Annotated in this window: 10 protein-coding genes; 2 read left to right on the top strand and 8 right to left on the bottom strand. The window is 68.5% G+C overall.

Features of this window, described 5'->3' with window-relative positions; translation table 11 throughout:
* Positions 1-2: 2 nt before the first annotated feature.
* Positions 3-1,124, bottom strand: a complete 1,122-nt coding sequence (gene tal, locus C8K36_RS13820) for a transaldolase (protein ID WP_107985059.1) — start codon at positions 1,122-1,124, stop codon at positions 3-5.
* An 8-nt stretch (positions 1,125-1,132) separates the two neighbouring features.
* Positions 1,133-3,241, bottom strand: a complete 2,109-nt coding sequence (gene tkt / locus C8K36_RS13815) for a transketolase (RefSeq protein WP_107985058.1) — start codon at positions 3,239-3,241, stop codon at positions 1,133-1,135.
* A gap of 204 nt (positions 3,242-3,445) precedes the next feature.
* Between tkt and C8K36_RS13810 the strand changes: the two genes are divergently transcribed.
* The gene (locus C8K36_RS13810; protein ID WP_107985057.1) at positions 3,446-4,435 is read left to right on the top strand and encodes a heme o synthase; all 990 of its coding nucleotides are present in this window, start codon (positions 3,446-3,448) and stop codon (positions 4,433-4,435) included.
* 67 nt (positions 4,436-4,502) lie between these two features.
* Here C8K36_RS13810 and C8K36_RS13805 read toward each other — a convergent pair whose 3' ends face one another.
* Entirely contained in the window at positions 4,503-5,468 is a 966-nt protein-coding gene (locus C8K36_RS13805; protein WP_107985056.1) for a quinone oxidoreductase family protein, read from the bottom strand.
* Positions 5,469-5,550: 82 nt separating this feature from the next.
* Between C8K36_RS13805 and C8K36_RS13800 the strand changes: the two genes are divergently transcribed.
* Positions 5,551-5,904 carry a hypothetical protein gene (locus C8K36_RS13800; protein WP_107985055.1) on the top strand — a complete coding sequence of 118 codons (354 nt, stop codon included), beginning with the start codon at positions 5,551-5,553 and terminating at the stop codon, positions 5,902-5,904.
* Positions 5,905-5,973: 69 nt separating this feature from the next.
* Here C8K36_RS13800 and C8K36_RS13795 read toward each other — a convergent pair whose 3' ends face one another.
* The 5 genes from C8K36_RS13795 to mptB all read right to left on the bottom strand — a co-directional run bounded on the left by C8K36_RS13795 (position 5,974) and on the right by mptB (position 12,189).
* Positions 5,974-6,948 carry a COX15/CtaA family protein gene (locus tag C8K36_RS13795; RefSeq protein WP_107985201.1) on the bottom strand — a complete coding sequence of 325 codons (975 nt, stop codon included), beginning with the start codon at positions 6,946-6,948 and terminating at the stop codon, positions 5,974-5,976.
* Between the two features lie 74 nt (positions 6,949-7,022).
* Complete coding sequence (locus C8K36_RS13790) at positions 7,023-8,657, bottom strand: hypothetical protein (RefSeq protein ID WP_107985054.1); 1,635 nt, start codon at positions 8,655-8,657, stop codon at positions 7,023-7,025.
* A gap of 68 nt (positions 8,658-8,725) precedes the next feature.
* Positions 8,726-9,523 carry an ABC transporter permease gene (locus C8K36_RS13785; RefSeq protein ID WP_107985053.1) on the bottom strand — a complete coding sequence of 266 codons (798 nt, stop codon included), beginning with the start codon at positions 9,521-9,523 and terminating at the stop codon, positions 8,726-8,728.
* Complete coding sequence (locus tag C8K36_RS13780; protein ID WP_107985052.1) at positions 9,520-10,449, bottom strand: ABC transporter ATP-binding protein; 930 nt, start codon at positions 10,447-10,449, stop codon at positions 9,520-9,522. Before C8K36_RS13780 ends, C8K36_RS13785 begins: the two co-directional genes overlap by 4 nt.
* Positions 10,450-10,503: 54 nt before the next feature.
* A complete protein-coding gene (gene mptB, locus C8K36_RS13775) occupies positions 10,504-12,189 on the bottom strand; it encodes a polyprenol phosphomannose-dependent alpha 1,6 mannosyltransferase MptB (RefSeq protein ID WP_420910886.1) in 1,686 nt (561 codons plus the stop codon).
* Between the last annotated feature and the right edge of the window lie 34 nt (positions 12,190-12,223).

Raw genomic sequence — 12,223 nt, 5'->3', positions numbered from 1 at the left:
GATCAGCTCTCTCGAGCAGCGGAGAGCTGCTGAGCGGTCGCGTCGAGCAGCTCGTTCCAGGACACCTCGAACTTGTCGATACCCTCGTTCTCGAGCACCACGAAGACGTCGGTGAGATCGATGCCGACGGCCGCGAGCTCGTCGAAGATCTTCTGGGACTCGACCGCGGTACCCGAGGTGGTGTCGCCGGTGATATCGCCGTGGTCAGCGACCGCGTCGAGGGTGCTCTCCGGCATCGTGTTCACCGTGTTGGGGGCGACCAGCTCGGTGACGTAGAGGGTGTCGGGGTAGGCGGGGTTCTTGACGCCCGTCGATGCCCACAGTGCGCGCTGCGGACGAGCGCCGCTGTCGAGGAGGGCATGGAACCGCGAGTCGACCTCGAAGACCTCCTGATACGTGGCGTACGCCAGGCGGGCGTTGGCGACACCGGCCTTACCGCGCAGCGCGAGCGCTTCCGGGGTGCCGATCTTGTCGAGTCGCTTGTCGATCTCGGTATCCACCCGGGAGACGAAGAACGATGCCACCGAATGGATTCCGGACAGATCGTGTCCGGCAACCTTGGCCGCCTCGAGCCCGTCGAGGTAGGCCTCCATGACCTTCCGGTACCGCTCGACCGAGAAGATCAGGGTCACATTGACGCTGATGCCTTCGCCGATCACTCGGGTGATCGCCGGCAGACCGGCCTCCGTCGCCGGAATCTTGATGAACAGGTTGGGGCGGTCCACGATCTTCCACAGCTCGATCGCCTGTGCGACCGTCTTGTCTGCGTCGTGGGCCAGTCGTGGATCGACCTCGATCGACACGCGGCCGTCCTTGCCGTGGCTCGCCTCGAACTGCGGGGCGAGCACGTCGCACGCAGCACGCACATCGTCGGTGGTCACCGTGCGGATGGTGGCTTCGACGTCGGCGCCGCGTGCTGCAAGTTCACGGACCTGAGCGTCGTAGACGTGCCCCTTGCTGAGTGCTGCCTGGAAGATCGACGGGTTCGTGGTGACACCGACGATGCTCTTGGTGGCGATCAGTTCGGCGAGATTGCCCGACTCGATCCGGTCGCGGGACAGATCGTCCAGCCACACCGAGACGCCGGCCTCGGACAGCTTCTGCAGATTCGCGTTCTGAGTCATCGTGCAATTCATCCCTTCACTCGAGCGAGCGAGCGCTGCGCAGCCGCGGTGACGGCTTCGGCGGTGATGCCGAACTCGCGGAACAGGGTCTTGTAGTCGGCGGACGCGCCGAAGTGCTCGATCGACACGATCTCACCGGCGTCGCCGACGAATCGGTGCCACGGCATCGCGATACCGGCCTCGACCGCGACCCGGGCCTTGACGGTGGGCGGCAGGACGCCGTCACGGTAGGCCTGGTCCTGGGCGTCGAACCACTCGACACACGGCATCGAGACAACCCGGGTGGGGACCCCGTCGGCCTCGAGTGCCTCGCGAGCTGCGACCGCGAGCTGCAGCTCCGAACCGGTGCCGATGAGGACGATTTCGGGGCTCCCGGTGGATGCCTCGGCGAGAACGTAGCCGCCTCGCGAGACACCGTCGTAGTCGGTGCCCTCGAGGACCGGCAGATCCTGTCGGGTCAGTGCCAGACCGGCGGGCGCGCGAGTCGCCTCGTCGGAGCCCTTCTCCAGCACAGCGCGCCAAGCGTGTGCGGTCTCGTTGGCGTCGCCGGGTCGGACGACGTACAGGCCGGGGATCGCCCGCAGGGCTGCGAGGTGCTCGATCGGCTGATGCGTCGGCCCGTCCTCGCCGAGACCGATCGAGTCGTGCGTCCACACGTAGACGACCGGGGTCTTCATGATCGCCGCGAGGCGCACCGCGGGTCGCATGTAGTCGCTGAAGACGAGGAAGGTGCCACCGTAGGGGCGGGTCGGTCCGTGCAGGGCGATGCCGTTGAGGATCGAGCCCATCGCGTGCTCGCGCACACCGAAGTGGAGGGTGCGGCCGTACGGCTGGGCGTTCCACATGTCGGTCGAGATGGAGGTGGGGCCGAACGAATCGGAGCCCTTGATCGTGGTGTTGTTGCTTTCCGCGAGGTCCGCCGAACCGCCCCACAACTCGGGCAGGACGGGGCCGACGGCGTTGAGCACGGCGGCAGACGCCTTGCGGGTGGCCAGGCCTTTCGCGTCCGGCTCCCATGTCGGAAGCACATCGGCCCAGCCGGCGGGCAGGTCCCGGCCGGTCAGGCGGTCGAGAAGCTTCTTACCCTCGGGCGCGCGCTGCACCCACTCGTCGTACTGCGCCTGCCACTCCTGGTGCGCACGCACGCCGCGGTCGACGACCTTGCGGGTGTGGGCGATGACCTCCGCGGCCACCTCGAAGGTCTGAGTGGGGTCGAACCCGAGCGCCGTCTTCACTGCGGCGACCTCGTCGGCGCCCAGCGCGGCACCGTGCGCGGCACCGGTGTTCATCTTGGTCGGCGCCGGGTAGCCGATGATGGTGCGGAGCAGGACCAGCGAGGGGCGGTCGGTGACCTCGCGAGCCTTCTCCAGCGCCTGCTCGATCGCGACGACGTTCTCGCCGCCCTCGACGACCTGAACGTGCCAGCCGTAGGACTCGTAGCGGGCGGCGGTGTCCTCGGACAGCGCGATCGCCGTGTCGTCCTCGATCGAGATCTTGTTGTCGTCGTAGATCAACGTGAGGTTGCCCAGCTGCTGCACACCGGCGATCGAGGACGCCTCCGACGTGACACCCTCCTCGATGTCGCCGTCCGAGGCGACCACGTAGATGTGGTGATCGAACGGGCTCTCACCCGGAGCCGCGTCAGGGTCGAACAGGCCGCGCTCGCGGCGGGCCGCCATCGCCATGCCGACAGCCGACGCGAGACCCTGGCCGAGCGGTCCGGTGGTGATCTCGACGCCGCGCGTGTGCCCATGCTCGGGATGGCCCGGCGTCTTGGAGCCCCACGTGCGCAACGACTTCAAGTCGTCGAGTTCGAGGCCGTAGCCCGCCAGGTACAGCTGGACGTACAGGGTCAGGCTCGAGTGGCCACAGGAGAGGACGAATCGGTCACGCCCGATCCAGTCGGCATCCGCGGGATCGTGCCGCATGACACGCTGGAACAGCGTGTACGCCAGCGGCGCGAGGCTCATCGCGGTACCGGGGTGGCCGTTGCCGACCTTCTGGACGGCGTCCGCGGCGAGGACGCGGGCGGTGTCGACGGCCTTGGTGTCCAGGTCGGTCCAGTCGGTGGGGTGGACCGGTTGCGTGAGGACGCGGATCTCGTCTGTGATCGACACGGGCAGATGTCTCCTGACATGGTTGTACGTGGAGCCGGAGGGTGTCCCGAGGGTGCAGTGGGCGCCGCCGTACCTCGAGTGCGCTTCCAGCCTAGTGTGCCGCCCCGATCGGGTCGATTCGGTTCAGGGGTTGCCGCCGTCTACCATCGTTTGTAGTAGTGCAGTAGTAAGCGAGGATGTAGTCGCGTGGGGCAAGGAGATAGCGTGCGTACAGGGCATCGGCCGAGCGGACATGGTTTCGGCAGCCCCACCGACGCATCGGATTCGAAGGCTGCGCGGGACACCACCACGCTCTGGGGTCGGATGTCGTCGACGATTCTGGCGTATATCGCGCTGACGAAGCCGCGGGTGATCGAGCTGCTGCTCGTCGCGACGATTCCGGCGATGTTGCTGGCGGATCGCGGTCACATCGATTTGGTACTGATCCTGAGCACGCTGTTCGGCGGCTGGCTGGGCGCCGCGAGCGCCAACTCCCTGAACTGCGTCGTCGATGCCGACATCGACAAGGTGATGAAGCGGACAGCGCTGCGTCCCCTCGCTCGTCAGGCCGTTCCGACCCGGCACGCGTTCGTGTTCGGCATGACCCTGGGTGTCGCGTCGTTCGTGTGGTTGTGGTGGCGGACGAACCTGCTCGCGGGTCTGCTCGTCGTCCTGACGATCGCCTTCTACGTCCTCGTCTACACGATGGTGCTCAAGCGCCGCACGTGGCAGAACGTGATCTGGGGCGGCGCGGCCGGCTGTATGCCGGTCATGGTCGGCTGGGCGGCGGTCACCGGATCGCTCAGCTGGGAGCCGGTCGTCCTCTTCCTGATCATCTTCTTCTGGACGCCGCCGCACACGTGGGCCCTCGCGATGCGCTACAAGGAGGACTACAAGGCCGCGGGCGTGCCGATGCTCCCGGTCATCGCTACCGAAACGCACGTCACCAAGCAGATCGTCATCTACACGTGGGCCACGGTTCTCGCCTCGCTCGCGCTGGTCCCGGCCGCAGGATGGATCTACGCGGTCGTCACACTGCTCGCCGGTGCCTGGTTCCTCTTCGTCGCGCACCAGCTGTACAACAGCGTCCGCGGCGGCGGCTCGGTCAAGCCGCTCAAGCTCTTCCTGCAGTCGAACAACTACCTCGCGGTGGTGTGCTGCGGCCTCGCCGTGGACTCGGTGCTCGGCTGGAACACCATCGCCAGCTACTTCTGACAACACATATGACGAAGGCCCCGGTCGGGTGCGACCGGGGCCTTCGTCGTCGTACGGGTGTCGCGTCCTAGGGCACCAGCACGATCGAACCGGTGGTCTTGCGGCCCTCGAGATCGCGATGTGCCTGCGCGGCCTCGTCCAGGGGATAGCTTCCACCGACCCGCAGCTTCAGCGTGCCCGCGGCGATCGCGTCGAGCACGGCGCCCGCACGCCACGTCAGTTCTTCGCGGTCCCGCACATAGTGGGCCAGGGTCGGGCGGGTGACGAACAGGGACCCGCCGGCGTTGAGGCGCTGCAGATCGAAAGGCGGAACCGGTCCACTCGCCGCCCCGAACAGCACGAGGGTGCCGCGGATCCGCAGCGATTCCAGGCTGGCGTCGAACGTGTCCTTGCCGACACCGTCGTACACCGCGGCGACCCCCTCGCCGCCGGTCAGTTCACGCACCTTCGCGGCGAGTCGGTCTCCGTAGCGGAGCACCCGCCAGGCGCCGGCGTCACGCGAGAGCGACTCTTTCTCGTCCGTCGACACCGTAGTGATGACCTTGACGCCCTTCGCGGCAGCCATCTGGGTCAGCAGCAGTCCGACACCGCCTGCTCCGGCGTGGACGAGGATCGTCTCGTCCGCGCGCGCCGGATACGTGGATTCGATCAGGTAGTGCGCCGTCATGCCCTGCAGGAGCGCCGACGCGGCCTGCTCGGGTGCGACGCCGGCGGGCACGTCCACCGCGAGGGCGGCCGGCACGACGACCTTCTCGGCGTAGCTACCCTGCGCCTCCGCCCAGGCGACGCGATCACCGACACCGAACTCGGTGACGTCGGATCCCACCGCGACGACGGTTCCGGTGCCCTCGTTGCCCGGGATGTAGGGCAGCTCCGAGGCGTAGGTTCCGGCGCGAATGTAGGTATCGATGAAGTTGATACCGATGGCATCGGTGGCGACCAGCAGATCGCCGGGCCCGGGCTGCGGATCGGGCACATCGGTGGGAGTGAGGACCTCGGGACCGCCGTTCTCGGAAACCACGATTGCACGCATGTTCTTGTTCTACACCGCGCCACACATCGATCGATGGGACGGTCGTAGCGGTCGCTCGGCTACCGCACAGTAGTCTGACCCCATGAGCACCGATACCCAGAGCACCGCTGCGGCCCCGGTCCTGCCCTCGGGCACGGTCGCCGCCATCCGGAAGTTCGTCTCCGAGCACGGCGGAACCGCGAGCGCGGTCATCCAGCCGGTCGGTCGTGCGGGTGTGCGGATCACCCTCGTCGGCGCCGACGGCATCCTCGGCGACCAGGTGGTCGACACCGTTGCGATCGCGAATGCGGTCGTGGCGTCGTTCGACGAGATCACTGTCTCCGAGTGGGATCGCGCCCTGACGAGCGTGGTGACCCCGCGTAAGGGCCACTACGCGAAGATGGCGGGCTGGGTGGCGCATCAGACGCGCTTCCCCAAGGCGCGCAACGAGCGCTGACACGTTCGAAGGCCGGGGTCCTGCACATGTGCAGGACCCCGGCCTTCGTCGTTCGCGGGTGACGCCGGGTCAGGCGGGCGCGACTGCTTCGGCGTCGGTGCGGTCGCTGACCGGCTCACGGATCCGGCCCGCCGCGTACAGGGCTGCGGTGGCGGCGGTGCAGGCACCGGCGAGTGCGACGTGAATGGTCACCAGCGCGGCAGGTACGTGGGTCCAGAACTGCACCAGGCCGACGCACGCCTGCGCCGCGACCAGCGCGACCACGACCTTCAATCGCAGCTTCACGGCGGCACTCGCGCCGACGGCATACAGGCCGAAGCCGAGACCGACGAGCAGCGCCAGATAGGCGACCAGCAGTTCGGCGTGCAGATGCACCAGGTTCGTGATGTCGAGGTCGAGGCGTTCGACCGTGCGCTCCGGATTCTTGTCGCCGGCGTGCGGGCCGGCACCGGTCACCATCGTTCCGGCGACGAGCGTTCCGGCCAGGGCGACACCGGAGAGGGCGGTGAGCCAGCTCAGCGGCCTGGGGAGGGTCGTGACCTCGACGCCGTCGTCCGGCTGGTCGATCTTGTGGTAGAGCATCACCGACAGCCACACCATCGCCATCGACACCAGCAGGTGCAGCGCCACCGTCCACCAGAGCAGGCCGGTGAGCACGGTGATGCCGCCGAGAACGGCCTGAGCGATGGTCGACAGTGGCATCAGCCAGGCGTAGGCGAGCACCTCACGGCGGCGTCCCGCGCGGGTCACCGCGAGGACCACGGCCGCCGCAGTCGCGACCACCAGGAACGTGAGCAGCCGGTTGCCGAACTCGATCGACTGGTGGAACCAGGGTGCGGTGGAATCACCGGTCGGGATGAAGCTGCCCGGGTAGCACTGCGGCCACGTGGTGCAGCCCAGGCCGGACGCCGTCACGCGGACCACGGATCCGGTGACGGCGATGCCGCCCTGCGTCACGATCACCGCGATCGCGATCCACTTCTGGACCGCCAACGACGGCAGCGGTAGACGGTTGACCAGGTTCACAAACCCGCGATAAAACACGCCCCGATGGTAGAGGTCCATCCACTACGAGGTGTAGTTGCCCCCGCATCATCCGGTGTGATTCTCCGCGCAGGCTATGACCCCGACGACCCCGACGACCCTGACGACCCCGATGACTCCGACGACCCCGACGACCCGCCCGAGCCACTGCCCGGCGGGTTGACCGAGACGATTCCCGAGATGGTGCCCTGCATGTAGCGCCCGTCGGCGGTGATGAGCGCCGACATCTGCAGCGTGTCGCCGAGCAGCGTGCCGGTGACGGTCTTGGTGGACTTCACCGCGCCGGTCTCGGGGTCGAGGACGGCGTATGCGAACCCGTCCAGCGGCGTGGTCGTGTCGAGTCCCTGGCGGACCATCGTGTAGATGTTCCCGTCGGCCGTGGACAGGTGCGGCACCGCGGAGCTTCGGACCTGGTTCTGCCACACCGTGCTGCAGCCGTTGCCGTCGGTGTCCACGTCCACGCGGGTCATGCCGCCGCGGAACGGCGCCGATGCGGGAACGGCTTCGCCGGCGCCGGCCGGAACCGTGGGGTACGGGTAGCCGTAGGTGCTTGCGACGAACACCGAACGTCCGATGCCGATGGGGGAGTTCTCGCTGCCGCTGCCCGAACCGGTGCTGCCGCCGACACTGCCGGACAGGCTGCCTCCCGACCCTCCGGTGCTTCCGGACAGGCTGCCGCTACTGCCCGAAAGACTGCCGTTGTCGTCGCCGGGCGGCAGGACCGGCTCCTTGCACACCTCTTCGCCGGTGGCCGAGCGGTACACGAGCAGATTCACCTGGCCGTCCGTGTTGTCGACGATCGTCAGGTACTCCGAGCCGGTCACGGGGCCGAAGTAGGTGGGCGTCGAACCCGTACCCCAGCTGAGCTGTCCCGGCTTGCGGGCCGAGCCGCGGTCGTAGTCCTGGTGCCAGTCGATGACGGGTTGCGCGTCGGGCCCGGCGCTGAGCTGATACGTCGCGTGCGTCGTCGCGACGGCGGTCCCGCCCTCCGAGGTCGAGATGCTGTTCTGCACCTGCTCGCCGTCGGGCAGGTCGATGGTCCGGGTGACACTGGCGGCGTCGACCGTGCCGACGACGCCGCCGCCCGTCGCGAACCAGACGTTGCCGGCCCAGTCCGGCGCCAGGCCGGTGACGTTGTCGCCGTCGGGGATCCCCGACGTCAGATCGACGTTCTCGTCGACACTCAGCGTCCACCTGCCGCCGGTCTGCTGGTGCCCGATGCGCAGCAGGTGCCGCGTGCCGTCGACGACGACCAGGCGATCCTCCGAGTCGAGGTACGCGTACACGCCGCCGAGCAGGCTGCCCTTGGTGAGCTGGAGTTGCGCGAGGGTGCCGCCGATCGGGAACGTCGAGGCGTTCGGATCGAGCAGGTGCACGGTCGGGTTCTGGCCGATCATCGTCGTGCACAACGCCACGACCAGGCCGTCCGAGCCCTGCAGCAACGTCGGGCAGGCCGAGGCCAACGGGTATTGGGCAATCGAGACGTCGCCGGTGCCCGGACCCGCCAGCTCGGTGGCGTCGGAGGATCCGGCGTCGCCGTGCATGGTCGAGGTCCCATCGGGTCCCAGGTACGGGTTCGCGGGCGCGAGGGGGCCCCACACGGGGGCCGCGTCGGCCGTCAGCGGTGCGAGCGCCAGCGCGAGTGCGCCGCACGCCGCGATGGAGGTTCGCCGGATGCCGGTCATCAGGGAGTGGGTCACGCCGGTCATTGTCGTTCTGGACGGTCGGTTCCGTGAACCGTTTCGCCGGACACGAGCCGAATGCACGAATACTCGTGTCAGACGAACTTGAACGTCCTGGTCGCGACGAATCCGGCCACCACAGCCCAAGCCGCGAGTACCGCGATGCAGGCCAGATTGAGGCTCCCGGCGGTCGCGTCCTCGAGGGCCTGCGCCAGCGCGCCCGACGGAATCAGTTGGGCGACGATCCGGACGCCGTCGTTGATCTGGTCGGCGAAGATGACGCTGCCGATGCCGGCCATCGCGAACCACAGGATGTTCGCGAGCGCCAGCACGATCTCGGCGCGCAGCGACCCGCCGAGCAGCAGACCCAGCGCAGCGAATGTCACGGTGCCGAGCGCGATGACGATGGCGCCGAGCGCGAGTCCGAGGAGACTCGGACGCCAGCCGAGAGCGAAGCCGATCGCCCCCAGCAGCAGTGTCTGCATCGCGACCACGATGACCACGGCCGCGCTCTTGCCCGCGATGATGCCCCAGCGGGGCAGCGGGGTGGCGCCGAGACGCTTCAGCGCGCCGTACCGACGGTCGAAGCCGACCGCGATCGCCTGTCCCGTGAACGCCGTCGACATGATCGCGACCATCATCACGGCCGGGACGATCGTGGCGACGCGGTCACCGCCGAAGTCGCCGATGGGCAGCAGCGTCAGGCCGATCAGCAGCGTGATCGGGATGAGCATCGTCAGCAACAACTGCTCGCCGTGCCGGAGCAGCAGCGTCAGTTCGAGCTTGGACTGTGCGACCAGCATCTGCAGCGGCGGTGCGGCCTGCGGGCGCGGGGTGAACGTGCCGGCGGCGAATCGGTTGTCGGCCAGGCGGTCGTGATTCGTCACGCTCATCCCCTCAGTTCCCGTCCCGTGAGTTCGAGGAAGACGTCCTCGAGGCGGCGCTGGTCCACGCGGATCTCGGTGGCCAGCGCGTCCTGCCCGGCGCACCACGAGGTGACCGCCGCGACGACGTGCGGATCGATGGTTCCGCGCACCACGTAGTCGCCGGGGGACAGTTCCTGGGCTTGGAACTCCGCGGGCAGCGCGGCCCGGAGCGGCGCGAGGTCGAGGCCGGGCGGCGCGACGAGGCTCAATCGGCCCTCGGCGCCGGTGCGGGTGACCTCCGACGGCGTGCCGGACGCGACGATCCGGCCATGATCGATGATGACCAGTTCGTCGGCCAGTTCCTCGGCTTCGTCCATCAGGTGTGTGGTCAGCAGCACGCTGACACCGTCGCGGCGCAGGGCGTCGATGAGTTCCCAGACGAGCAGCCGCGCCTGCGCGTCGAGGCCTGCGGTTGGTTCGTCGAGGAACACGAGTTCCGGACGGCCGACGAGCGCGCACGCGAGCGACAGACGCTGTTGCTGGCCGCCGGACAGCCGCCGGTACGGCGTCCGGCGTGCGTCCTGGAGTCCGAGGCTGCGCAGCAGCCAGTCGGGATCGAGGGGATCCGCGGAGTACGCCGCAACGAGGTCGAGCATCTCGCCCGTCTTGGCGCCGGGATACGCGCCACCGCCCTGCAGCATGACCCCGATCCGGGGGCGTAGCGCCGCCGAGTCGGCGATGGGGTCGAGGCCGAGTACCCGCACCGAACCGGCGTCGGGTGTGACGAAGCCCTCACACATCTCCACGGTGGTGGTCTTGCCCGCGCCGTTCGGTCCGAGGAGCGCGAGCACCTGCGCGGGTGCGACCGTGAAATCGAGCCCGTCGACGGCCCGGACCTCGCCGAACGTCTTGACGACGCCCTCGATGCGCACTGCGGGCTCGCCCTTTTTCAACGCCGTCTCCGACGTTCTGCCAATCACGAGGAACCAGCGTAAGCCCCGGCCCGTTCAGGCCGGTGCGGTGGTCTGCTGCGCGCGCCACGGCAGCAGGTTCCGCGTGAGGAAGATGATGGCGACGCTTGCGAGGGTCGTGGCGACCGCGGCCTGGACGATCATGAACGGCTCGTACTCGGCGCCGTTGGGCATCAGGATGACGCAGACCACCGACGAGAAGGCGATTGTCGGGATCCGGAACACGGGCCGGGTTGCCCAGGCTGCGAGCGGGATCACCGCCCACAGCAGATACCAGGGCTGGACCACGGGGAACAGCAGGACGATCGCACCGAGCGAGACGCCCAGTCCGCCCATGGGGTGGATCCGTCCGACGAGTACCGACATGAGCATGCGCAGCGTGATGAACGCCGCCACCAGAGAAGCGATGGGACGGGTGAGGCTCAAGACGGCGGTGGTGTGGTCACCGAGCCCGAGCAGGACCCCGACCAGGCCCGTCCCGAGCCCCAGGAGCGTGGGGATCGACATCCAGCTGCGGACCTCGGTGGCGGTGCCCAGTGTCTGCGTCCAGCCCATACCGAGGCCGCTCGCGACGCTGACGAACATCGTGACCGCGATGGCCACCACCGCGAACAATGCTGCGGCGCTCGCGAGCGCCTTCGCGGTGCCGCCCCATCGTCTGGCCAGTGCCATCCCGACGAACCCGAGCGCCAGCAGCGACGGGACCTTGATCGTCGACGACAGCGCGATCAGCGATGCACCGGCGAGCAACAGCATCAGGGTTCGTCCGCGTATCGGATCGGTGCCCTCCACCGCCCGCAGTGCCAGTTCGACACCTGCGAGCATCAGCCCGAGCATGAGTGCTTCGTTGTGAATGCCCGCGACCAGGTGGAACAGCAAGAGTGGGTTGGCGGCGCCGAGCCATAGTGCGCTGACGCTGGAGACGCCGCAGCGGCGGGCGAGCCGGGGGAGCGCCCACACGATCATTGCGACACCGGCCAGGGCGAGCAGGCGGTGCAGGAAGATGCCGGCGACGATGTTGTCGCCGGTGATCGACGTGATGCCGCGCCCCATCCAGAGGAACAGCGGCCCGTACGGTGCGGGTGTCTCGCGCCAGATGTTCGGCACGGTCCGGGTCAGGACGTGGTCGACGCCGAGGGCACCCGCGGGGCCGATCTCGTACGGATCGAGTCCGCGGGCTGTGATCTCGCTCTGGGCGAGGTAGGAGTAGACGTCCCGGCTGAACATCGGGGGCGCCACTGTGAGGGGAATCACCCACAGGAGCAGGGTGCGGTCGAGTTGGGATCGGCTGAGCTGACGCAGCGCCCGCCCGCCGCGCATGCTGCCGACTGCGAACCGTCCGAGCAGCAGCCAGGCCAGCACCACCATGACGGTTCCGGTCATGGCCATGCTCAGGGTCGCGCTCGGCATGCGCGCGGGTAGCCCGAGGATGCGTAGGCCCTGGACGGGGTTCTGGAGGACGGGTTGCGCGCCGGCACCGAGCGCGCCGACGGCCATGAGGACTGCGCCTGTCGCGCCGAAGAGTCGGATCCAGTGCAGTTGGCGCGTCTCGCGGGAGTTCAGTCCGGGCGCTTCGGGTTCGTCGCCGTGCAGGCGGTCGGATACCGACGGCCGGTGGGAGCGCCCCTCGACGCCGATTGCACGCTTGACGAACGTGGCAGCCCTCGCGGCCCGAGTCGGGGCCGGGGCTTCCGACTCGTGTTCCATCTCGGTCTGCGGCACACGGTGCAGCGTAGCGGTGCGAACGATGGGCTCC

This window comes from Rhodococcus sp. OK519, assembly GCF_003051005.1.
Classification (GTDB): domain Bacteria; phylum Actinomycetota; class Actinomycetes; order Mycobacteriales; family Mycobacteriaceae; genus Prescottella.
This window is presented reverse-complemented; position numbering and strand designations above follow the sequence as displayed.

What these genes read in the sequence shown, in the direction of transcription:
- C8K36_RS13785 (WP_107985053.1), bottom strand. Translation starts at nt 9,523, where the DNA reads ATGAGCGTGACGAATCACGACCGCCTGGCCGACAACCGATTCGCCGCC.
- C8K36_RS13805 (WP_107985056.1), bottom strand. Translation starts at nt 5,468, where the DNA reads ATGCGTGCAATCGTGGTTTCCGAGAACGGCGGTCCCGAGGTCCTCACT.
- C8K36_RS13800 (WP_107985055.1), top strand. Translation starts at nt 5,551, where the DNA reads ATGAGCACCGATACCCAGAGCACCGCTGCGGCCCCGGTCCTGCCCTCG.
- tal (WP_107985059.1), bottom strand. Translation starts at nt 1,124, where the DNA reads ATGACTCAGAACGCGAATCTGCAGAAGCTGTCCGAGGCCGGCGTCTCG.
- C8K36_RS13790 (WP_107985054.1), bottom strand. Translation starts at nt 8,657, where the DNA reads ATGACCGGCGTGACCCACTCCCTGATGACCGGCATCCGGCGAACCTCC.